Source organism: Aquitalea aquatilis (genome assembly GCF_005155025.1).
In the GTDB taxonomy this organism is placed as follows: domain Bacteria; phylum Pseudomonadota; class Gammaproteobacteria; order Burkholderiales; family Chromobacteriaceae; genus Aquitalea; species Aquitalea aquatilis.
On the sequence record NZ_CP039731.1, the window covers coordinates 594,840 to 617,986 of the forward strand.

Below are 23,147 nucleotides of genomic sequence, written 5' to 3' on the forward strand. Positions count from 1 at the left end.
ACCAGCAGCAAGCCAGCACGCAAAAAGCCCGGCATTGCCGGGCTTTTGACTGTACTGCAAAGCGGAATCAGGAAACCAGCTGTGCTGCCGCCTTGCGCTTGGCCGACAAATCCAGGCCAGGCAAATCAGCCATCACATCCGGATGATCCGCCAGTTTTTCCACCACAAAGTCGACAAACACGCGGGTACGCGGGGCGATATGGTCGCGATGCGGGAAGCAGATGTAGATGGAACGCTCCAGCGATACCACATCAGTCAGCACCGCCTCCAGCTCGCCATTGCGGATCAGGTGCACCACTTCGTGCCCCGGCAGCTGCGCCACCCCCATGCCCAGACGTGCCAGCTCGCATACCGCTTCCATCTCGTTCAGGGTGTAGGTACCGGTTACTTCCAGCGGAATACGCTCGCCCTTGCGGTCGAATTCCCACTTGTACAGGCGGCCCGAGGTCGGAAACTGGAAGTTGATGCAATCGTGATTGCTCAATTCTTCGGTCGTCTCCGGACGGCCGTGCTTGTCCCAGTATTCGGGAGAAGCCACCACGTATTGCGGAATCTGTGCCAGATTACGTGCCACCATGCGGCTGTCCGGCATCATGCCGATGCGCACACCGACATCGTAGCCATCTTCGATCAGGTCGCTGAAATGGTCGTCCAGGCCAAAGAACACCCGGATCTTGGGATAGCGTTCGCAGAATTCGCCCATGATGGGCAAAATGAAGCGGCGACCAAAAGAGTTGGGCATGCTGACGCGCAGATGACCGGCCGGTTCATCCCGGCTGGCTTTCAGCTGATTGATGGCCGAATCGAGATTGTTCACCGGTCCGCGGCATTGCGCATAGAAACGGCGTCCATCCTCCGTCAGGGTCAGTTGGCGGGTAGTCCGGTTGAACAGGCGAACCTCCAGCTCCTGCTCCAGTCGCGCAATGCTTTGACTGATAGCCGCTGGCGATACCCCCAGTTTTCTTGCAGCATCCGAGAAACTGCCATTCTCGGCAGTGGTCATGAAGACCATCAAGGCTTTTAAAGTATCCATAGCTGAAACGTTCCCTGAGCGGCATTGAACTCATGCGACCGGTTAATGCACGGCATTCCCCGCCGCGGCTGCATGATTTGCCAACTTCATTATTAAGTAGTTCTTCTTTAAAAAGCGTACACCAGATCCAGTGAATAATGAAGTTTGACTTACGTTTACGGCCTGAAATGCCAGTAATCTGTTTCAAATTTCACAATTTGGTGGTGTCTTTTGCCACAGGTGAGTAAAAATCAGTCTGATTTCAAAACACCAAGGCCATCTTGCCATTGGCATTTAATATCAATAACGACAAGTCCTTCCTTGCGCCAGGCGAGTCCCATCCCGCTGGCTATCCAATGGGCAGCACACGCCCACCCATCAATATTGTTCAAGACTGCAGCAAAATAAAGTTCAAGATTAAACAAAGCTGATACAGCGCAGTTTTGCAGCTAATGCCCGCCCTTTAGGGCAGGTGTGGACCTTCGCCTGCATTTTTCCGCAATCGCAGCAAAGCTGCCCTGTGCGACATCAAGCCTCCTGGCAATAGCCGACATCATCCTGCTTTTTTCATGACAAACACGTTCACTCAGCCACAGCTTAAACGCTGGTCGGCTATCGCTCTGGTCCTTGTACAGATGTTGACCCGCCGTCCTGCCGGAACATCCCGGAAAAAGCATCCCACGCCCCGGAAAATTCCGCGCGATCTTACTGAACATAGAGAAATTACTTATTCAGCATAGCGATCGCTCTACTTGGGCCTTTAGCTACTGGTTTCGTCTGCTAGCTGCTTAATAAACTCCAGACCAGCCAGCAAGCATCGCTAGTGGGGTCCGGCGCTCAAACTGCCACGCCTTCCTGATGAACGCTGGAACATTGCAAGCGGACCACCGTCTTGGCCACCCGACAATGAAGGTCACGTCATCATGCATAGCAAGCTTCCCTTTGCTCACCCCATACCGGGCAATCTGTCCCCGGCCAGTCAAAAGACCCTGCTGGACTGGATCCATACCGTCGGCCAGATCGAGACCGAAAGCGAACTCAAGCTCTATCTGGACCATCTGCAATCGCAGCTTCCTACCAAGCACATGGTGATTACCCTGGGACGCATCAACCAGCACCAGCAACTGCACCGGGTGGAAAAAGTGGTGAATGTCAGCTTTCCGGAAGACTGGGTAGAGCACTATATGAGCCACAATTACATCAGCTGTGACCCGGTGCTGCGCTCGGTCATGGGCCAAGGCCCCATCCACTGGGCCGACAAGTTTTCCCGCGCCAAGGGACAACAGGAGAAACAGTTCATCCAGGAGATGACCTCCATCGGCATGGGCAACGGCATCAGCTTCAGCGCCCTGTCCGAGCGCCAGAACCTGGTCTGCGTACTGTCGGTTTCCGGCAGTGAAATCGGCAAGGACAGCCAGCTCACCGAAATGCTCAACAGTCTGCTGCTGCATCTGCGCCAGGCCGCTGGCCGGGTGGCCAATCTGGCTCCGGCCGCCCCCGCCGCCATGCCGCTATCGCAACGCGAGTTCGACATTTTCCACTGGATGAGCCATGGCAAGACCAACTGGGAAATTGCCACCATTCTGGGTATTAGTGAACGGACGGTGAAATTCCACGTCGCCAACATCATCCGCAAACTGAATGCCAACAACCGTACCCACGCCATCGTCATCGGCCTGCAACTGGGGCTGACCACTGTGGCCGGCACAATGTAGCTGCTGGCAAGGCCACAGGGCCGGCACTACAGCCAGTAACGACTCTGCCAGCTTGCCGCTAAAATCGGCGCTCCAATGGCAACCGCGCCGCATTGATACGACGCGGTGCTGCCGGCGGAGTTTCAATCTGCAAGTCTCTTCTTGATTGACCCATGCACTCACCTGAAACATTCGGCCCCGGTTTAGCGGGGCCTTTTTTTGGCTGTCCTGCATGGTCAGCCACCGCATATAGTGTGGCCATTCCGGGGTGATCTCCCGCATCTTCCGGTCAAGACCCTGTCGCAAGGCGGGGCGATTTGTTACAGTCGCTGCTCCTGCTGATTCCTTTGCCGACCGGCCATGAATGCCTTTACCAGTTGCAACCCAGCCACCGCCGAGGTGGTGTTTACCCGTCCTGGCTGGAGCCAGGCCCAGCTTGACGATGCACTACAGCGGCTGAAACGCGCCCAGTCCGCCTGGGCGGCCCTGAGCGTGTCACAACGCGCCGAGCGCATGCTGCAATTGGCAGTGCAACTGGAAACCCATCGCGAACAACTGGCTGCGCTGGTGACGCTGGAGGTGGGCAAGCGCACCGCGGAGTGCCTGGCCGAAATCGACAAGTCGGCGCAGCTGATACGCTATTACGCCGAGCTGGCCCCGTCCCTGCTGGCGCCGCAATCGATTCCCACCCAGGCCAGCCAGAGTGGTGTAGCGTTCGAGGCACTGGGCTGTGTGCTGGCGGTGATGCCGTGGAACTACCCCATCTGGCAGTTGCTGCGGTTTGCCGTTCCGGCACTGATGGCGGGCAATACCTGCCTGGTCAAACCCGCGCCCTCGGTACCGCAATGCACCCAGTTGCTGCTGGAACTGGTGCACGCCGCCGGGCTGGATTGCCTGGACATCGCCTGGATCGATCACGAACTGGTAGAAGAAGCCATCCGCCGCAGCGACGCCGTGGCCTTTACCGGCTCCACCCATACCGGACGCATCATCGCCAGCCTGGCTGGCAAACACCTGAAAAAGACCGTGCTGGAACTGGGCGGCAGCAATCCCTTTATCGTGCTGGCTGATGCCGATGTCGAGGCAGCCGCGCAGGATGCAGTCAACTCGCGTTTTCGCGATGCCGGCCAAAGCTGCAATGCGGCCAAGCGCATGATCGTGGTGCCGGAAATCGCCGAGCAATTTGTTGCCGCCTTTGTCGCCGCCGCCAGTGCATTACGCCCCGGCGACCCGCGCGATCCAGCCACCACACTGTCACCACTGACCCGCGCCGACCTGCGTGAGGCACTGCATGCGCAAGTACTGGATGCCTGTCATCAGGGCGCGCGTCTGTTGCTGGGCGGCCAATTGCCACCTGCTCCCGGTTTCTTCTATCCGGCCACGGTGCTGGATCACGTCACCGCCGGCTGTCGTGTCTATCACGAAGAAGTGTTCGGCCCGGTGGCCAGCATCCTGCGTGCCCGTGACGAGGCCGATGCCATCCGGCTGGCCAATGACACGCCGTTTGGCCTGGGCGCCTCCATCTATACCGCGAACACCACCCATGGCTGGGAACTGGCGCGGCAGCTGGAAGTGGGCAGCGTCTTTCTCAACCGCCACACCAGCTCGGATTTGCGTCTGCCCTTTGGCGGCGTAAAAGCCTCTGGCTATGGGCGCGAGCTGTCAGAATTCGGCCTGTATGAATTCGTCAACGTCAAAACCTATTGGCAGAAATAAGCAGCACGGCGGCCAGTACGGTGATGCGCTACACTGGCCTGCTGTTCCGCACTCTGCCGCCCTGCACTCTTTGTCATGATGTTTCGTCGCTCATCCACCGCCCTTCTCGCCTGGCTGGTCTTGCTGGCCTGCCTGGGTTATTTCGGCCTGATTGCTACCGCCCCAGCCTTGTTACAGGGTAATGTCGCCGGCTGGCCACGCTCCATCCTGCTGGCCTTGCTGCTGTTTCTGCTGTTTTTCGCGGTCACACTGTGGCATATCCGGGCGCAAGACCGAAAGCCAGCCGCATGAGCCCGGCCACGGTATTTTTCCTGTTGTTCATTGCCGCCAGCCTGCTGTTGACCCGCCGGGCGGCACGCCTTACCCGTTCTGCCGATGACTTCTATACCGCAGGCGGACAATTACCGGCTTGGCAAAATGGCTTGGCGCTGGCGGGCGACTTTCTGTCGGCTGCGGCTTTTCTCGGCTCCATCGGCATGTATCTGGGGCAGGGCTACGATTCCCTGGTGTATGCGGTAGGCACGCTGGCTGGCTGGCCGCTATTGATGCTGCTATTGGCCGACAAACTGCGGGCGCTGGGGCGCTACAGTGTGGCCGAGGTATTGGCCAGCCGTTTTGACGCGCGCTCGGTACGCTTGATGAGCATCATCAGCTCGCTCACCATCACGCTGTTTTATCTGATCGTACAACTGGTCGGGGCCGGCAAGCTGTTGCAGCTGCTGTTCGGCCTGCCCTATCTGGCCGCCATCGGGCTGGTGGTGGGGCTGATGGTGCTGCAAGTGGGGCTGGGTGGCATGCTGGCCACCAGCTGGATACAAATGACCAAGGCCGCGCTGATGCTGCTCTGCGCACTGCTGCTGGCCGGCGGGGTGCTGCAACGCTTCGGCTACAGCGCGCCGGCCCTGTTTGCCCAGGTAGACCAGCTCAGCCACGGCCAGGCGCTATTGCCGGGCAAGTCGCTATCCGACCCGCTGGATGCGCTGTCGCTGGGCCTGGGGCTCAGCCTGGGCCTGCTGGGCTTGCCGCATATCCTGCTACGCTTTTTCACTGTGGCGGATGGCCGTGCCGCCCGCCGCTCGGTGGGCTGGGCCACCGGCATCGTCGGCCTGTTTTTCCTGCTGAACATCATCATCGGCTATGGCGCGCTGGTGCTGGTCGGGCCTGCCGCCCCATTTCACGACGCCGCCGGCAAGCTGCTGGGCGGCGGCAATATGGCGGCGCTGCATCTGGCCTCGCTACTGGGCGGGCCATGGCTGCAGGCACTGATTGCCGGCGTGGCTTTTGCCACCATTCTGGCGGTGCTGGCCGGGCTGGCCATGGCGGGTGCCAGTGCCATCAGCCACGATCTGTATGCCTTGTGGCTGTGCCGTGGTCAGGCCGATCCGCAGCGGGAATGGCAGCTGTCGCGGCTGGCCACCCTGCTGCTGGGCGTGGCCGCCGTGCTGCTGTCCACTCTGTTCCAGAATCTGAATATCGCCTTTCTGGTGGGTCTGGCCTTTGCCATCGCCGCCTCCAGCAATTTCCCGGTACTGCTGCTGACCCTGCACTGGCGCGGCCTGAGTGCGCGCGGGGCACTGGCCGGTGGCTGCTGCGGCATGCTGGCAGCGCTGGGGCTGATCATCACCGGCCCTACCGTATGGGTGGGCATGCTCGGCCATGCCCGGCCGCTGTTTCCCTATGCCAACCCGGCGCTGTTTTCCGTGCCGCTGGCCTTTGCCGCCGCCTGGCTGGCCTCGGTCCTCGACAAGACGCCGGGACGCAGCATTGACGCGGCACTGCCACGCGCCGACACTGCCAAGCAACGCCCATCATCATCCGGGCCAGCCTCGCAACAGACAGACTGGCCGCCAGCACAACACCGCAATAGAAAAACGACATGACCACACTGACTCTGTACGGCAACTGTTTCTCCGGCCATAGCTACAAGGTGCGCCTGGCACTGATGCTGGCCGATGTATCCCATGATTACGTTCATGTCGACCTGGCGCTGCCGCGCGCTGAACGCGCCGAGGATTTCCGCGCCGTCAGCCGCTTTGGCGAAGTACCGGTCCTGGTGGCCGATGGCACGGCGCTGTGCCAGTCCAATGCCATCCTGCAATGGCTGGCCGACAATTACGGCCGGCTGGATGGTGCGCCAGGCGAACGCCAGCTGGTGCGCGAATGGCTGTGCTGGGAAAGCAATCGCATTGGTTTCTCACTGCCAAACCTGCGCCTGGCACGCAAATTTTTCCCGCAGCCGGCCGAGGTTACCGCCTGGCTGGAAGCCCGCGTGCGCGATGATCTGGCCGTGCTGGACAGCACCCTGAGCGCGCACAATTATCTGATCGGAGCCACACCGACCATCGCCGACTTTTCCGCCAGTGCCTATCTGTGGTGGCTGGCCGATGCCGGGCTGGATATCGCCGGCTGGCCGCATGTGGCCGCCTGGCTGCAGCGCATCAGTCAATTGCCCGGCTGGCAGCATCCGGACGAACTGATGGCGGCGGACATTCCGGACTGAAGCAAACACGGGGAAGCGCGATGGAACGGCCATCCTGCATCAAACACTGGCGCGAACTGCAAGAGCCGGACAACGCCAGTTATCCGGACAGCAGCGAGTTGCTGTCCATCGGCTCGCCGCTGGGACGTTTTTTTGGCCTGCAGCGCATCGGCATTCATCACGAACTGCTGCCGCCTGGCCGACGCACCTCCTGGCCCCATGCGGAAAAGACCGAAGACGAATTCGTCTACGTGCTGGAAGGCGAACCGGATGTCTGGCTGGATGGTGTGCTGCACCGCCTGCGGCCCGGCGACACGGTGGGTTTTCCCGCCGGCAGCGGCATTGCCCACAGCTTCCTCAACAATACCGCTCATGATGTGCGGCTGCTGTGCGTAGGTGACCGCGACCGCGACGACAACCAGCTGCACTACCCGCTGCATCCGGCCCGCAATCGCGCGCTTGGCCCCCGCCACTGGGATCATTGCCCCGGCCAGTTGCAAGGCGCACACGACGGCCTGCCGGATGCCTTGCACACGCAACAGGACCATGACTGACATGCCCCAGTTTCTCGCCGCTGTCGCCGCCATCATCGGGGCAGAACACCTGCTGACCCAGGCGCAGGATACCGCCCCCTACGCGCAGGACTACCGCCGCCGCTATCAGGGCCTGCCGCTGGCGGTAGCCCTGCCCGCCAGCACGGCCGAAGTGGCCGCGCTGCTGCAGCTGTGCCAGGCGTATCAGGTCGCCGTGGTACCGCAAGGCGGCAACACCTCCACTTGTGGCGCGGCCACGCCGGATGCCTCCGGCCGCCAGCTGGTGATCGGCCTCGGCCGGCTTAATCGTCTGCGCGCCATCGATACCGCCAACGACAGCATCACGGTGGAAGCCGGCATGACGCTGGCCCAGGTACAGCAACTGGCTGCGACAGCCGGCCGGCTGTTTCCGCTCTCGCTGGCCAGCGAGGGCAGTTGCCAGATCGGCGGCAATCTTTCCACCAATGCTGGCGGGCTGGCCGTGCTGCGCTACGGCACCATGCGCGAACTGACGCTGGGACTGGAAGTGGTGTTGCCGGACGGCCAGGTACTACATCAGCTATCCGCCCTGCGCAAGGACACCAGCGGGCTGGATGTGAAGCAGCTGTTCATCGGCGCGGAAGGCCAGCTGGGGCTGATTACCGCCGCCACGCTCAAGCTGTTCCCGCTCCCCACAGCGCACGCCACTGCGCTGCTGGGAGTAAGCAGCAGTCAGGCGGCCATCGACCTGCTGTCGGCCTTGCGCCAGGCCTTTGGCGACCGGCTGACCACCTTTGAAATCATGTCGGAAACCTGTCAGCAGCTGCTGGACAAATACCACCCCGGCCAGTTGCCCTTCATCCAGCCGTGGGCGGTGCTGGTGGAGCTGTCCGACAGCGGCGACAGCCACGCGCTGCAACAGAAACTGGTGGAATGGCTGGCGACCCAGAATATTGCCGACGGCGTGCTGGCGCACAGCGAGGCCGAACGCCAGCGCCTGTGGCGGCTGCGTGAAGACATGTCGGAAACGCAAAAACGCGACGGTGCCAGCATCAAGCACGATATCGGCGTACCCAGTTCGGCGATTCCAGACTTTCTGCAGCAATGTGACAGCGCACTGCGCCAGGCCTTTCCCGGCGTGCGCATCATTGCCTTCGGTCATGCCGGCGATGGCAATCTGCATTACAACATCAGCTACACCCGGCCGGACAATGCCCATCTGTTCGCGGATGAAGACAGTGTCAACGCCATCGTCTACGACCAGGTTTATCGCCATCAGGGCACGCTGGCGGCAGAGCATGGCGTGGGCCAGCTCAAGGGGCAGTGGCTGCAGCGCTACAAGGACCCGGTTGCCCTGCAGCTGATGCGCAGCATCAAGCAGGTGCTGGACCCGCACGGGCTGATGAACCCCGGCAAGTGGTTGTCCACGCTCGGCGATTAAGAGCCGCTAACAAAACCCTAGTGCGGCGTTGCGCCTGCTGGCCGCACGCTTTCTGTCTGGGTCGGCACGCCTTGCCCCAGGAACGCTACGCCCTTGTCAGCCACGCTAAGCCAGCGCCGCCAGATCGGCAGCCAGCCGGGCCAGCAGGCCCGGCCAGTCGCCCGCCTGCTGCTGGCGGTACAAGCGCAGCGCCGGATACCACGGTGTGCTCTCCCCTTCCCAGCCCCAGCGCCAGTCGGTATGGCTGGCCGACAGCAACAGCCAGCACGGCAGGCCCAGGCAACCGGCCAGATGCGCCAGCGCAGTGTCCACCGTCACCAGCCCGTCCAGTTGCGCCAGTACGCCCGCCGTATCCGCCAGATCAGCCAGCCCGTCCTCGCCAGCCAGCAGCTGCGGCCATTGGCCCAGCCATGTCTGTTCGGTGGCGTTCACCGGCAGTTGCAGGCTGAGCCACTCGATATGCGGCAGTTGCAATAGCGGTGTCAGCAGGCGGAGAGCCGGCAGCGAACGGTGATGATCGAAGGGATGACGGGCATGGCCACGCCATACCAGCCCCAGCCGCAGCTTGCGCTGTCTGGCTGGCAGCCTGGGTGATGGCGGCAGGGTAAAGCCTGCTGGCGGCGTGGCGGCCGGATCAGGCTGCAACAACCCGGGCAGGCTCATGGAAAAAACGTGGCAGTCGTGCGCGGGCAAGGCCATGTCCAGACTGGTGAGCGACAGAAATAGCGCCGGACAGCCCAGCGCCATGCTGTGCAACAGGCGGATCAGCTCTGGCCGGCACACCACGGTCAGACGCTCGGCCTGCAACTGGGGCAGATAGCGGCAAAACTGCAGCGCATCGCCCAGCCCCTGCTCCAGCCACACCAGCAAATGCTTCCCGGCCAGCGGCTCGCCCTGCCAGCGTGGCGAGGCAAGACTTGGCAGGCCAAGCTCGACCGGCGGGCGCAGCAAGCGCGCTTCGTGTGCCTGCCAGCCCTCATGCCAGCGCCGCTGCACCAGCAGCAGATAGCCCAGGTTCTGCACATGCCGTGGCTGTTGCGGCTGGCTGGCCACCGCCTGACGCCAGGCGGCTTCGGCCCGGCCTGCCTGACGCAGCTCGCTACAGGCCAGCGCCCAGATCGCCGCCTGGCTGGCATCCGCCTGCTCAAGCGGCACATTGTGCTGTAGCAAGCGCATGGCTGCGCTGGCCATGCCCTGCTGCAGACAGGCCGCCGCCAGTGCCGCCGCCTCGGCGCTCGTCAACTGCGGCAAACGCAATGCCCGCTGCAACAAGCGCGCCGCTACCCGCCAGCGCCGCTGCCGCTGGCACAACAACAGCAGATCGTGCAGCGCCACCACATGATCGGGCTGCACACGCAACAAACGGCGCCAGCAAGCTTCCTCCTGCGCAACGCGGCCATCTTGCTGATAGCGCAGCGCCAGCCGGTACAGGCTGTCCTGGTGTTGCGGGTCAGCGGCCAGTTCGGCCAGGAAATACTGCTCGGCCAGGGCGGCTTCGCCACGCTCGTCGTGCAGGCAGCCCAGGTTGTAATGGACATCCGCCGCGGCAGCATCCAGCCGCAGCGCCTGCTGCCAGCATTGCAGCGCGAGATCGCCCTGCCCCAGCCTGGCCGCACAGACGCCCAGCAGATTCCACATCGGCGCATTGCCCGGCTCTGCCTGCAAACAACGCTGCGCCGCCTGCAAGGCAGCGGGCAGATTCTGCTCGGCCAGCAAGGTAGCCGCCTGCATGGCCAGTGCCGACAAGCCCATCACCGTGTCCTCCCAAGTAAAAAATCCCATGAAAAAGCCGCCCGCAGGCGGCCTTGGTCCAGCATCTTATCGTCTTACAGGTGGAACTTGGCAAACTCGCCATTCATCTGCCCAGCCCGGCCTGCCAGGCTCTGCAAGGTGGTGCTGGCCTGTTGCAGCATTTCGTCATTCTCCAGCACCCGGCTGTTGATCTGCTCCGAGCTTTGCGCAATCAGCGTGCTGGCATTGTGCTGCTCCTGGGTGGAGTGGGAAATCTCCGACATTTTGCTGACCACTTCCAGCATGGAGTGACGAATGGACTGAATGGTGGCCACCGCCTGCTGGGTCAGCACCACGCCATCGTTCACCACGGTCACCGTCTGCTGCACATCGCCCACGGCCTTGCCGGTTTCGCTGCGAATGGCACTGACCATGCCGGCAATCTGCACCGTGGCCTGGGCCGTGCGCTCGGCCAGTTTGCGCACCTCGTCGGCCACCACGGCAAAGCCGCGCCCCTGCTCACCAGCGCGTGCAGCCTCGATGGCAGCGTTGAGGGCCAGCAGATTGGTCTGGTCGGCGATGTCGCGTATCACCTCGGTGATGCCGGAGATCTGCTGCGAGCGCTGCTCCAGCGCGGCCAGCATGGTTTCCAGCGATCTGACCGACTGCACCGTACTTTCCATGCCATCGGCCAGACACAGCAGGCCTTGCGCGCCAGACTCCAGCCCGGTGCCAGTGGCGGTGGCCAGCTGATCGGCCTCACGCGCATTGTCTGCAATATGGGCAATGCTGACGGTGATCTGCTCCAGCGTCGCCGCATTGGACGAAGACATGTCCGAAATACGGCGCGCGCTGTCTGCTACATCCAGCACCTGGCCAGACACCTGGCCGACGCCGTCCACCACGCCGCCAGCGTTGTCGCGCAGACCACGGAACAGCGTTGCCAGCTGCGTGACGAACTGATTGAAAGCGCGCGCGGTGGCGGCGATTTCATCCTGCCCTTCGTCCTTCAGCCGCAGGGTAAGATCGCCATCACCATGCGCAATGTCTTCCATGGCGGCTTTCAGTGCCACCAGCCCGCCCAGCATGCGCCGCAGCAAGAATCCGGCCAGCGGAATCAGCAGGGCAAACACCAGCGCGCTCAAGCCAGCCACGGTCAGCAGCAGGGTATTGAGCGGCGCCAGGATGTCATCCTTGTGCGTGGCCAACCCGATCAGCCAGTCACTGTCCGGAATGCGCTGCACGGAGAGCAGCATGTCCTGCTCGCCCATGCGCATCTGCTGCAGGCTGGCCGAACCGGCCAGCTCGGCCAGCTTGTCTGCCGTCAGCTCCGGTGCCAGCTGGCTGATGGGCTTGAGCGTGAGCGCCGCCTGCGGATGCGCCAGCAGCTTGCCCTTGCTGTCCACGATGAAGGCATAGCCATTGCCACGAATCTGCAGCGACAGCACCGATTTGACCAGGCTATCGACAAAGACATCGCCACCCACCACGCCGACCTGGCTGCCGCCATGGCTGATGGGAGCGGCCACGGTAATGGTGAGTTTCTTGCTGGCTTCATCGACATAGGGCTCGGTCACAATCGGCTTGCCGGCGGCCATGGCCTGCTTATACCAGTCGCGCTCGGCCACCTTGTAGTCGGCCGGTGCGCTCCAGTCGTCGGAAAACAGCGAATGGCCATCGGCAAAACCGGCGTAGTTCACATTGAAACCGGCCTTGGCACCGACCTTGAGAAAACGCAGGGCATCCGCCTCACTCGCCACGCTGGCCTGGGCGGCAATTTCCTGCTTTTTCTCATCCAGCCAGGTTTTCACCACACTGCTCTGCCCCTTGAGCGCAGAGTCAAACTCGTGATTCAGTCCGCTGAGAATTTCGCCGCGCATCTGGATGAACACAATCAACACCAGCACCAGGCCAAACAGCGCCATCAGCAAGGCGTTGAAGGCAATCAGCTTGCTTCGCAAAGATTTCATGTCTCCCCCTTATTTCCTTCAGGGTTGAATTGTTTGAACTTGCCTTGGTGAATCATCGCTACCACCTGACATATCCCGGCAGGCAAGCACCTATGCCATACATTAAATTATTAAAATCTAATATATATCTTGATCCAACACAGCAAAGGCTTGTTGACCGTACTAGCAAGTACAAAACCCAGGTCTGCGCGCCATAGGCTGTGGTGAAAACAGCAAGGCCAAGCATGAGGATAGCGCGCCGCAGCTGACGTTACAGGGCAGGAGACAAGCAGGCAAAAAAAATCCCCTGAGGGTTCTCAGGGGCCAACACGAGGAAGAAACATCTGGCTGGGGTTACCAGCTGATGCTTCGAGGGGCTAACACCACAAAAGGCCTTGCGGCCTTCAGTGCGATGCACAATTTAGCGCAAATGCTCTATTCTGTCCATTCAATTCAGCGGCTTAGACCCGCTAACAAAACCCCCGCTCCTGCGTTGCGCCTCCTTGCCGTACTAGCTGTACTGTCTGCGTCGGCGCGCCTTGGCCCGGGTTCTCTACGCGCTTTTGTTAGCAGCTCTTAGCGCTCATGCCCACTGGTAATCCTTGAACATTTCACGCAGTTTCATCTTCTGCAGTTTGCCGGTGGCGGTGTGCGGCAGCTCGTCCAGAAACACCACCTCGTCCGGGGTCCACCACTTGGCGATCTTACCTTCGTAAAAGCCGATCAGCTCTTCGCGCGTGGCGCTGGCACCGGGCTTGAGCACCACCACCATCAGTGGGCGCTCGTCCCACTTGGGGTGCAGCACACCGATGGCGGCCGCCTCGGCCACCGCCGGGTGACCCACCAGAATGTTTTCCAGCTCAATGGAGCTGATCCACTCACCGCCGGACTTGATCACGTCCTTGGTGCGGTCGGTAATCTTCATGTAGCCATCGCGGTCGATGGTGACCACGTCGCCGGTATTGAACCAGCCATCCTCGGTATGCGAATCGTCCTGCTCGCGCTTGAAGTAGCGCGACAGCACCCAGGAACCCTTGACCTGCAGATTGCCAAAGGCCACGCCATCGTTGGGCAGCGGCTTGCCTTCGTCGTCGACAATGCGGATGGCCACACCGTAAATCGGCCGCCCCTGCTTGGTTTGCAGGCCGCGCAGCGTTGGCGTGTCACAGCCGTTGTGCTTGAACTTGGGCGTGCTGGTGGTGCCGCAGGGCGACAGCTCGGTCATGCCCCACAACTGGCGCAGCTCGGCACCATGCTCGGCCAGTTGATCGACCATGCTTTCCGGCGCAGCCGAGCCGCCGACGATGACGCGCTTGAGGCTGTGAATCTTCAGATGGTTCTTCTGACAGTGCTGCAGCAGCATCATCCAGATGGTGGGCACGCCGGCCGCCATGGTGACGCCTTCGCTCTCGATCAGCTCGTACAGATTGACGCCGTCCATCTTGGGGCCGGGCAACACCAGCTTGGCACCGTTCATGGTGCAGCTGTAGGGCAGGCCCCAGCCATTGACATGGAACATCGGCACCACCGGCATGATGGCGCCCTGCGCCGAGATATCCAGGCTGTCCGGCAGCGAACTGGCAAAGGCATGCAGCACGGTGGAGCGGTGCGAATACAGCACGCCCTTGGGGTTACCAGTCGTGCCCGAGGTGTAACACAGGCTGGAGGCGGTGTTTTCGTCGAAATCCGGCCACTGATATTGGTCGCTGTGGCTGTTGACCAGGTCTTCGTAGCACAGCAGGTTGTCCAGCGTGGACTCGCGCGGCATGTGGGCGCGGTCGGTCAATAGCACGAAGTGCTGCACGGTAGTCAGTTCGGCGGCAACCTGCTCCACCACAGGCAGGAAGCTGAGGTCAAACATCAGTACCTTGTCTTCGCCGTGATTGATGATGTAGCTGATCTGTTCGGCAAACAGGCGCGGGTTGACGGTATGGCAGATGGCCCCGGAACCGGAGGTGGCAAAGTAGATTTCGTAGTGGCGGTAGCCGTTCCAGGCCAGGGTGCCCACGGTATCGCCATGCTGCACGCCCAGGCCAGCCAGGGCATTGGCCAGCTGCCGGCTGCGGCGTGCTGCTTCGCGGTAGGTATAGCGGTGAATCGGGCCTTCCACGGTGCGCGACACGATCTCGCTATCGCCATGGTAGGTTTCGGCATGCTGCAGCAGGGCGGAGATCAGCAGCGGCTGCTCCATCATTTGTCCACGCATCTTGTTTCCCCTTTATTGTCGTGGTTTGGAATCTATCAAAAGACCATAGGCATTTTGGGGCATTTGCTCCAATCACATTTTCTGATGCAAACAGGAAAGACCTGCTGATGAAAACAGAGGTTTACAGGGGAAAAGACAAGAAGTTTCCTAGCGCTTGCTTGGCAATAAAGATGACAAAGCACTGCTGTAGCAGGGCTGACAAGGGCAAACCGGCACCACGCTGTGCGCAAGCGGCCACCGCACTGCAAAGCCGGACGACAAGCAGCTTGCCAGTTGGCCACCCACGACACTGTGCTGGCAATACAACAGCTGATGCGTTTTAGCTTTTTACCGGACGCTTGGCCAGCATGCGTTGCAGGGTGCGGCGGTGCATGCCCATGGAGCGGGCCGTGGCCGAGATATTGCCATCGTGCTCGTTCAGCACCCGTTGCAGGTGCTCCCAGGTAACCCGACGCAAGGACATCGGCTGCGGTGACAGCGGCAGCTCCGGATTGGCCATTACCTGCTGGAAAGCCGCCAGGATGTCATCCACCCCTGCTGGTTTGGCCAGATACTGCACCGCCCCCAGCTTGGTCGCCTCCACGGCGGTAGCGATGCTGGCATAGCCGGTGAGCACCACCACGGCAGCCTGTGGATAAAGCTGGCGCAGGTCGGGCAGCAGGCGCAAGCCGCTTTCGCCTTCCAGGTTCAGGTCCAGCAGGATGCGCAGCGGTGGCTCATTGCGCGCTTGCAGCGCGGCTTGGCCATCGGCGGCACACTCGACGCGAAAGCCGCGCCGCGTCAGCGAACGCGCCAGCACCGAGGAAAAAGCCTGGTCATCATCGACCAGCAGGAAATCCAGCGCCATTTCACTCCTCCTGTTGCAAGGGCAGCCGCACGCAGGCGTGAACGCCGCCCTCGGCACGGTTATCCAGGGTCAGAACGCCACCCAGCCGCGCCAGTGTGGCATGGCTGAGCATCACCCCCAGCCCCATCCCGGCCGGCTTGTCCGAATCCAGCGGTGCCAGGCCGGCACGCTGCAATTGCTGGGTACTGAGGCAGCCTTCGCGATTGATGATGTCCAGTTGCAACTGCCCATCCCGCACGGAGGCGGTCACGGTCAGCTCGCCGCCACCAGCCTCGGCCGCATTGTTGATCAGATTGAAAAAGGCTGGCCAGAATGCGGCATCCAGCCGCACCAGCGGGTCTGCCCCTGCCGGAGCCTGCCATTCCAGCCGCACATCCGGCCGCAGGCTGCGCCAGCCGGATAGCTGATGCGCCAGCGTGGCAAACAGCGGAATGGCGGCACCCTGTGGCTGAATGCCCTGCTTGAGCCGCGCCAGCGCCTGGGCACAACTGCCCAGCTGGGCTTGCATCAGTTGCAAGTCCTCGCGCAGCGGCTGATCGGCCGCATGCTGCAACAGCATATCTTCCACCAGCAGGGTCAGGGTATTGATGGGGGTGGACAGCGAATGCGCCGCGCCGGCCGCCTGCATGCCCACCGCCAGCAGTTGTTCGTCGCGCAGCTGGGTTTCCCGCGCCGCTGCCAGTGCGGCCTCGCGCGCCGCCAGTTGACGGGCCAGCCAGGACACAAAGCTGGTGATCAGCAGCGCCGACAGGGCAAAGGTCAGCCACATGCCGACCAGGTGCAGGGAAAAGGCATACGCGGCATCGTTGCCCTGCAAGGGCCAGGGCAGGTGCCAGCCAAACAGCGCCGCATAGGCCAGCATGCTGAGCAAGGACAGCCCCCAGGCAAACAGGCCGGGCGACAGCAAGGCGGCAAACAACACCGGCGGCAGATATAGCGAGGCCAGCGGATTGGCCGCACCGCCGCTGAAAGCCATGCACTCGGTCAAGGCCAGCAGGTCGGCCAGCAAACCCAGCCGCAATAAGGGCAAGGCCGCACGGCCCTGCTGCAGCCGCTGACTCAGCACACCATTGAACAAGGCCAGCGTGGCCAGCGCCTGCAGCAGCAATAGCCAGGGCAGCGCCAGTCCGCTCAGTCGGCACAGCAATAGCAACAGGCCTCCAGCAGCCAGCATCAGCCAGCGCAGACGGGTAATCAGGCGCACCGCATCCGGCAGATCGGCTACCAGGCGGGAAGAAGAGGAAAACAGTTGGGGCAGCATGGCCGACACTTTAGCATCCCGCAGCACCAGTAGTGGCTGCGACATAATGCCGCACATCCCCGGCAGGCATGGATCGCGCTGCAGCCCAGCCCCCGACTGCAGCGGCTTGTGACAACGGCACTTACCCGGCTCGTCGCCGCACGGCCAGTCTGCTAGTCTTGCAAGACTTTTTGTCGAACTGAGCCGGATGAAACATTTGAAACTCGCAGGCTGCGGCCTGATCCTGTTTATCGCGTTGGGGCCGCTGGTGGGCTTGCTGGCCAGCGGTGTGCTGCCCTTGCTGGCCTATATGATCGGTGCCTTGCCGGCCGCGCTGGCCGGCACGCTGCTGGTGCTGCTGCGCCTGTCGCTGGATAGCGGCATCAGCCGCTGGCAACAAAGCTGGCCGCGCTGGCGACTGCTGGCACTGGCCGCCCTGCCCGGCGCACTGACCGGCGGCGTCATCACCCTGTATTACAGCCGCTGGCTGCAGCCGGCTTTATACGACCCCTTGTTCAACTATTATGTCGGTGCCGTGGCGGGAGGGGTGTGCAACGCCTTGTTCTGGCTGTTGCGCAGCCCGCCCGAGCCAGGCCGCTGATCCGACGAGCCCGGCTACGAGCCGCAGCAAAAAAGAAAGCCCGCCTGGTCGGGGCGGGCAATAACACCTTGGAGTGTGTCCCGGCAGGCTTGGACCTGCCGGCGTGTCTGGCACCAACAATACGCTGTTGCAAATGCCAGGCCAATGCGACAGATTGCCGCAGCATCTCAAACGGCCTTGCGCACGCTCACCTGCAAGCCACCGCTGTCGCGGTTTGCCAGCGTCAGGCTCAGACCATGCAAGCTGGCAATACGCTCGACAATGGACAAGCCCAGCCCACTGCCCGGTACATCCTGCCCGGGTGGACGGAAAAAGCGCTCATGTACCCGGTCCAGCCATTCCGGCGCAATACCCGGCCCGTTATCCTGCACCACAATGCCAGTCGTCCCCGCCTGCAACGCGATGCACGCGCCAGCCGGGCAATAGCGCACCGCATTGTCCAGCACATTACGCAGCATCAGCGTGAGCAAGGTGGCATCACCCGTCAGCGGCAAGACCTGTGCCGGGCTATCCTGCCATTGCAGCTGCAGTTGCATGTTCTTGCCGGCGGCCGCAGCGGCCACATCGGCCATGGCATCGCCACACACCGTGGCCCAATCCACTGGCTGCGCCGCGGGCAAGCCCTGCAGCGGATCAAGCCGGGACAAGGCCAGCAATTGCTCCACCAGCCGGGTGGCGCGGCCAATGCCCTGCTGCAACTGTCGCAGCGCATGCTGGCGGCCTGCTTCGTCCGGCATCAGTGCCATGACCTCGGCCTGCACCTGCAAGGCGGCCAGCGGCGTGCGCAACTCATGCGCAGCATCGGCCGTGAAACGCCGTTCGTGCTCCACCGTGTCGGCAATGCGGGCAAACAGCGCATTCAAGGCACGCACCATGGGCAGTACCTCGCCCGGCACATCTTCAGCCAGCGGGCTACTGTCCAGCGCACTGCGGCGGCCAAGATCGGCGGCCACCTGCTGCAAGGGCCGCAAACCCTTGCGCACCGCCCATAGAATCAGCAACAGCAAAACCGGCAAACCCAGCAACCACGGCAGCAACTGGCCCTGTATCACCTTGAGTACTACTTCGTGCCGCAGCTTCTGCCGCTGACCGACGGCAACCAGGCGCGAACCGTCCGGTGCCGGCAGATAGAACAAGCGCCATTCATCCTTGTCATCGTGGCCGCTAACCGTATAAAACCCCCGCCGTCCGGCCTCGAAACTGAAATGGCGGCCCTTGCCGTCACTCAGCAGCAAATCCCCGGCTTCGTTCCATACCGCCACGCCGATGTCGTCGTCTTCCATCTCGCCACGGTCGCCGCCGCGAATCAGCTTCTTGGTCTTGGGCAATACCGGCAGTGGATCGTCGCCATGCTCGCCCATGTTGACGCTGAGCAATTGCCGGGCAAACAGGGTGAGTTGGGTGTCGTACAGTTCGTCCACCTCATGGTGGGCGACATAGGCGGCCACACCCGTGGACACCAGCCAGATCAGCGGCACGGTAATCAGCAGCAGCACCGCCAGGCGGCGCTGCAAAGTGGGCTGGCGCTTCATTGCAGCTCGCCCAGCGCATAGCCAATGCCGCGCTGGGTGCGGATAAAGCCAGCTCCCAGTTTTTTGCGCAGGTGATGGACATACACCTCCACCGCATTGCTTTCCAGCTCCTGCCCCCAGCCGTAAAGCTTTTCTTCGATCAACTCACGCGACAACACCCGGCCCTTGCTGGACAGCAGCAGCTCCAGCAAGGCCAGTTCGCGCGCGGTCAGCTCCAGCGGCTTGTCATCCAGCCAGGCGGTGCGGGCCACCGGATCAAAGCTGACCGCACCATGGCTCAGGCGATTGGCGGACTGGCCATGACGGCGGCGGATCAGCGCCCGCAAGCGCGCCGCCACTTCGCTCAATGCAAACGGCTTGACCAGATAGTCATCCGCACCGGCATCCAGCCCCTGCAGACGCTCATCCAGCGTATCGCGCGCGGTCAGTACCAGTACCGGCACATCCTGCCCGGCCTGACGCCAGGCGGCGAGGATATCCATGCCATCCATGCCCGGCAGGCCCAGATCCAGCACCACGGCATCAAACGGCGCGGCCGACAACGCGGCCAGCCCTTCCCGGCCCTGGCGAAACCAGTCGACCACAAAGCCCAACTGGCCCAGGCCCATCTTCAGGCCATCACCAATCAGCGGATCATCCTCCAGCACCAATATGCGCATGTTTATTTCCTTGCTTCAAACTCCGGCACGGCCTGCTCGTCGCCCTGCTGCGGCATGGGCTTGACGCCGGTGACCATGGCCCTGATCAGATTGATGCCGCCCAACCGACTCATCACCAAGGCCGCCAGCACATGCAGGCCGACACTGCCGATGAGGATATTGGCCAGCGCGCCGTGTAGTTCCTGCATGCCGTCATCGCCCCAGAAGGCATCGGTGCCCAGCAGATAACCGCTCACACCCAATCCCAGCACCAGCGCCATCAGCCACAGCATCATCAGCGCGCCCAACGGGTTGTGCCCGGCATGGGCATCCAGCCGGCCCTGACGCATGTCCTGCCAGTGTGCCCGCAAGCGGCGCGGCGTAGGAAAGAAATCGGCAAAACGGGCATGCCTGCTACCAACAAAGCCCCACACCACCCGCGACAGCACCAGCACAGCGGCCAGATAGCCAGCCCAGCGATGCGGACCTTCGCCATCTTCCAGCACAAAATAATTGCCCAGCACACAGGCCGCCAGCGTCCAGTGAAACACTCGGACAAAACGGTCCCACACCTTGATTACCTGTGTATTGTCAGCCATCAATCCATTTCCTTTCAGCAAAAGAATAGGCCGGCGCCCGATGGCAGCCGGCCCTCCCGCCCCGGGAGCGCGCCCGGCATGCAACAGGCTTATTGCTGTACTTCGCTCTTCACCGGCTTGCCAGTCTTGGTGTCGAAGTAGATTTCCACCTTCTTGTCGTCCTTGTTCTTGCCGTAGATCTCATAGCACTGGCCGCTCACCTTGAATTTGTCGATCTTGTAGCCCTGGCCTTCCAGCTGTTTCTTGAAATCTTCCTGCTTGATCCACTCGCTCTTGGGGTGGGTTTCACACTTGGCACCAGCAAAAACGGCAGGGGCGGCAAAGGCAGCGAACAGGGCGGTCAGCAACAGTTTTTTCATTTCTCGAATCTCCAGGATTAAACCGGTTCATTCCGGTGGCAGGGCTATTTAAACGCAGCAGTCTTAAACCCAACTTAAAACCGCGCTACGTCATCCGCGCGTCACCAAAGCCACATCGCGCTGTCATCTGTTGCATGCAGCATGACGCGGTACACCACGGCAGAACGGACCCGACATGCAGCCCGACACCGCCTCCACCAGCAGCCGCCACTACCGCGCCATCTGGATTTCCGATGTACACCTGGGCACCTCCGGCTGCCGCGCCGACCATTTGCTCGACTTCCTCAAGCACAACGAATCCGACCACCTCTATCTGGTGGGCGATATCGTTGACGGCTGGCAACTGAAAAAATCCTGGTACTGGAAGCAAAGCCACAACGATGTGGTGCAAAAAGTACTGCGCAAGGCGCGCAAGGGTTGTCAGGTGGTGTATGTGCCGGGCAATCACGATGAGGCCGCCCGCCACTACGTGGGACTGGACTTCGGCGGCATCGCCATCCGGCGCGAGGCCGAACACACCACAGCGGATGGCAAGCGCCTGCTGATCATCCACGGCGACGAATTCGATGGCGTCATCCAGCACATCAAGTGGCTGGCCTATGTCGGCGACTCGCTCTACACCGTCATCCTGGAGCTGAACCGTGGCTTCAACTGGCTGCGCAAGCAACTGGGCATGCCGTACTGGTCGCTGTCGCAATACCTCAAGCACAAGGTCAAAAACGCGGTCAACTTCATCAGCGACTTCGAAAAAATCCTCGCCGGCGAAGCCCGCCGCCGCGACTACGACGGCGTGATTTGTGGCCACATCCACAAGGCCGAAGTGCGGGATATCGACGGCATCATCTATGGCAACAGCGGCGACTGGGTAGAAAGCCTGTCAGCCCTGGTGGAACACGCCGATGGCCGGCTGGAAGTGGTGTACTGGACCGAACTGCAATCCGCAGCAGAACCCGTCCGCCGCAAAAACAAGCAAACCGGCGCTGCGACACAGCCCGCCACCGGCCAAGCAGAAGCCGCCCAACCAGCGTGGCTACCGCAGCCGGCAGCGCCAACCTTGCTTACGCGGGCAGACACCACTGCCCAGCTGTCCGACCCCACCCAGGAGACACCATGCGCATCCTGATCGTCACCGACGCCTGGAAACCGCAAGTCAACGGCGTAGTCCGCACCCTCACCGAAACCAGCCGTGAGCTGACCCAGTTCGGCCATCAGGTGGACATGATCACGCCACTGGAATTCAACACCCTGCCCTGCCCCACCTATCCCGACATCCGCCTGTCCATCCTGCCCTACCGCCAGGTAGCGCGGCGGATTGCCGAACTGGCACCACACGCCATCCACATTGCTACCGAAGGCCCACTGGGGTTGGCGGCACGCCGCTATTGCCTGCGCCACAAACTGGCCTTCACCACCGCCTATCACACCCGTTTTCCGGAATACATCGCCGCCCGCACCCGCCTGCCGCTGTCCATCAGCTATGCCTGGATGCGCCATTTCCACAATGCCGGCGCCGCCACCATGGTGCCCACCCAGTCCATAGCCGACGACCTGCGCGCCCGTGGTTTTACCAAGGTGGTGTTATGGAGCCGTGGCGTGGATACCAGCCTGTTCACGCCCGGTACACGGGAGCGTCTGGATGAAAGCACTGCCCCGCGCTTTGTCTATATCGGGCGGATCGCCGTGGAAAAGAACATCGAAGCCTTCCTCAAACTCGATCTACCCGGCAGCAAATGGGTGGTGGGCGATGGCCCGCTGATGGCCCGTCTGCAGCGCGAATATCCCGAAGTCCACTTTGCCGGTGTCTTTCCGCAAAACGAGCTGGCCCGCTTCTACCGTGCGGCGGATGTTTTTGTCTTTCCCAGCCTGACCGACACCTTTGGCCTGGTGCTGCTGGAAGCCATGGCCTGCGGCACACCGGTAGCCTCCTATCCAGTGGCCGGGCCACTGGATGTGATAGGTAATAGCGGGGCGGGCATACTCGCCGAGGACCTGCGCCAGGCCTGTCTGGATGCGATGAAGATCGACCGCAGCCATGTACGCCGGATTGCCGAAGGTTTTTCCTGGACCGCCGCCGCACGCCAGTTCGAGCAGCACCTGCATCCCAATCCAGCGGAACGCGTCGCCACCCTGAAGCCGCAGGCAGGTTGATAGCGCCAAAACAGCCGGCGTTGCAAAACAGGTCGCGCCGCCCATGGCTGTGGGGACAAGGCTTCAGCACATTGCCATGGCCGTGGCCGGCACCGCGCTACAAAAAAAACTTGAGTCCGCCAATCACAGGCCTATACTGAAATCATTCAGTAACAGGGAGGGTTTGGGATGAGTCATTGGCCGGATTCCGACAACCTTGTTCAACTTTGTGTTCAGAACCCATCACCTTCTCAGGTTTGATGGCGGCTGCTTCAGCGTAGCCGGGAGCACTACCAGCGTCCATCACGGATGCATCAACGACAGGTCGTCGGTAAGCCAGACACGAAACAACAGACTTTGCTTGAGCTTGATGAGTTAGCCGGGGCTTGAAAGCCCTTATCCGCCACCCTAACAGGCAGCGATCATGATGTTACCGCCCGATCAACCAAGGGCATTTTAGATGT

20 protein-coding genes are annotated in these 23,147 nt (G+C 61.8%); 10 read left to right on the forward strand and 10 right to left on the reverse strand.

Going from position 1 to position 23,147, the window contains the following annotated elements:
* Positions 1–67: 67 nt before the first annotated feature.
* Entirely contained in the window at positions 68–1,033 is a 966-nt protein-coding gene (locus FAZ30_RS02740; protein WP_124642162.1) for a LysR family transcriptional regulator, read from the reverse strand.
* 902 nt (positions 1,034–1,935) lie between these two features.
* Between FAZ30_RS02740 and FAZ30_RS02745 the strand changes: the two genes are divergently transcribed.
* From FAZ30_RS02745 to FAZ30_RS02775, 7 genes are all read left to right on the forward strand, one after another.
* On the forward strand, positions 1,936–2,727 hold the full coding sequence (locus tag FAZ30_RS02745) for a helix-turn-helix transcriptional regulator (RefSeq protein ID WP_124642160.1): 792 nt from the start codon (positions 1,936–1,938) through the stop codon (positions 2,725–2,727).
* A gap of 339 nt (positions 2,728–3,066) precedes the next feature.
* Entirely contained in the window at positions 3,067–4,422 is a 1,356-nt protein-coding gene (locus FAZ30_RS02750; RefSeq protein WP_124642158.1) for an aldehyde dehydrogenase family protein, read from the forward strand.
* Between the two features lie 75 nt (positions 4,423–4,497).
* On the forward strand, positions 4,498–4,713 hold the full coding sequence (locus FAZ30_RS02755; RefSeq protein ID WP_124642156.1) for a DUF485 domain-containing protein: 216 nt from the start codon (positions 4,498–4,500) through the stop codon (positions 4,711–4,713).
* Complete coding sequence (locus FAZ30_RS02760; protein ID WP_137008632.1) at positions 4,710–6,302, forward strand: sodium:solute symporter family transporter; 1,593 nt, start codon at positions 4,710–4,712, stop codon at positions 6,300–6,302. Before FAZ30_RS02755 ends, FAZ30_RS02760 begins: the two co-directional genes overlap by 4 nt.
* Complete coding sequence (locus tag FAZ30_RS02765) at positions 6,299–6,922, forward strand: glutathione S-transferase family protein (RefSeq protein WP_124642152.1); 624 nt, start codon at positions 6,299–6,301, stop codon at positions 6,920–6,922. Before FAZ30_RS02760 ends, FAZ30_RS02765 begins: the two co-directional genes overlap by 4 nt.
* A gap of 20 nt (positions 6,923–6,942) precedes the next feature.
* Positions 6,943–7,455 (forward strand): cupin domain-containing protein, encoded by a 513-nt coding sequence (locus FAZ30_RS02770; RefSeq protein ID WP_124642150.1) that lies wholly within the window; start codon positions 6,943–6,945, stop codon positions 7,453–7,455.
* Positions 7,448–8,854 carry an FAD-binding oxidoreductase gene (locus FAZ30_RS02775; protein WP_246043395.1) on the forward strand — a complete coding sequence of 469 codons (1,407 nt, stop codon included), beginning with the start codon at positions 7,448–7,450 and terminating at the stop codon, positions 8,852–8,854. The genes FAZ30_RS02770 and FAZ30_RS02775 overlap by 8 nt, the downstream gene beginning before the upstream one ends.
* Positions 8,855–8,959: 105 nt before the next feature.
* Here FAZ30_RS02775 and FAZ30_RS02780 read toward each other — a convergent pair whose 3' ends face one another.
* The 5 genes from FAZ30_RS02780 to FAZ30_RS02800 all read right to left on the reverse strand — a co-directional run bounded on the left by FAZ30_RS02780 (position 8,960) and on the right by FAZ30_RS02800 (position 16,893).
* Positions 8,960–10,636 (reverse strand): tetratricopeptide repeat protein, encoded by a 1,677-nt coding sequence (locus tag FAZ30_RS02780; RefSeq protein ID WP_137008634.1) that lies wholly within the window; start codon positions 10,634–10,636, stop codon positions 8,960–8,962.
* 44 nt (positions 10,637–10,680) lie between these two features.
* Positions 10,681–12,555, reverse strand: coding sequence for a methyl-accepting chemotaxis protein (locus tag FAZ30_RS02785; protein ID WP_124642146.1), 1,875 nt, complete (start codon positions 12,553–12,555; stop codon positions 10,681–10,683).
* Positions 12,556–13,117: 562 nt separating this feature from the next.
* On the reverse strand, positions 13,118–14,740 hold the full coding sequence (locus FAZ30_RS02790) for a 3-(methylthio)propionyl-CoA ligase (protein ID WP_137008636.1): 1,623 nt from the start codon (positions 14,738–14,740) through the stop codon (positions 13,118–13,120).
* 319 nt (positions 14,741–15,059) lie between these two features.
* Complete coding sequence (locus FAZ30_RS02795) at positions 15,060–15,587, reverse strand: response regulator transcription factor (RefSeq protein WP_137008638.1); 528 nt, start codon at positions 15,585–15,587, stop codon at positions 15,060–15,062.
* A gap of 1 nt (position 15,588) precedes the next feature.
* Positions 15,589–16,893 (reverse strand): sensor histidine kinase, encoded by a 1,305-nt coding sequence (locus FAZ30_RS02800; RefSeq protein ID WP_246043396.1) that lies wholly within the window; start codon positions 16,891–16,893, stop codon positions 15,589–15,591.
* Positions 16,894–17,044: 151 nt separating this feature from the next.
* Here FAZ30_RS02800 and FAZ30_RS02805 point away from each other — a divergent pair, with 151 nt between their 5' ends.
* A complete protein-coding gene (locus tag FAZ30_RS02805) occupies positions 17,045–17,428 on the forward strand; it encodes a hypothetical protein (RefSeq protein WP_124642140.1) in 384 nt (127 codons plus the stop codon).
* A 167-nt stretch (positions 17,429–17,595) separates the two neighbouring features.
* Here the strand turns inward: FAZ30_RS02805 and FAZ30_RS02810 are convergent, their stop codons facing one another.
* The 4 genes from FAZ30_RS02810 to FAZ30_RS02825 form a co-directional block, all read right to left on the reverse strand.
* Positions 17,596–18,960, reverse strand: coding sequence for an ATP-binding protein (locus FAZ30_RS02810; protein WP_124642138.1), 1,365 nt, complete (start codon positions 18,958–18,960; stop codon positions 17,596–17,598).
* On the reverse strand, positions 18,957–19,619 hold the full coding sequence (locus FAZ30_RS02815; RefSeq protein ID WP_137008640.1) for a response regulator: 663 nt from the start codon (positions 19,617–19,619) through the stop codon (positions 18,957–18,959). Before FAZ30_RS02815 ends, FAZ30_RS02810 begins: the two co-directional genes overlap by 4 nt.
* Before the next feature lie 2 nt (positions 19,620–19,621).
* Entirely contained in the window at positions 19,622–20,197 is a 576-nt protein-coding gene (locus FAZ30_RS02820) for a cytochrome b/b6 domain-containing protein (protein ID WP_124642134.1), read from the reverse strand.
* 89 nt (positions 20,198–20,286) lie between these two features.
* Entirely contained in the window at positions 20,287–20,556 is a 270-nt protein-coding gene (locus FAZ30_RS02825) for a PepSY domain-containing protein (RefSeq protein ID WP_124642133.1), read from the reverse strand.
* Positions 20,557–20,731: 175 nt separating this feature from the next.
* Here FAZ30_RS02825 and FAZ30_RS02830 point away from each other — a divergent pair, with 175 nt between their 5' ends.
* A complete protein-coding gene (locus tag FAZ30_RS02830; RefSeq protein ID WP_124642131.1) occupies positions 20,732–21,679 on the forward strand; it encodes a UDP-2,3-diacylglucosamine diphosphatase in 948 nt (315 codons plus the stop codon).
* Entirely contained in the window at positions 21,667–22,704 is a 1,038-nt protein-coding gene (locus FAZ30_RS02835) for a glycosyltransferase family 4 protein (RefSeq protein WP_137008642.1), read from the forward strand. Before FAZ30_RS02830 ends, FAZ30_RS02835 begins: the two co-directional genes overlap by 13 nt.
* Positions 22,705–23,147 lie beyond the last annotated feature (443 nt).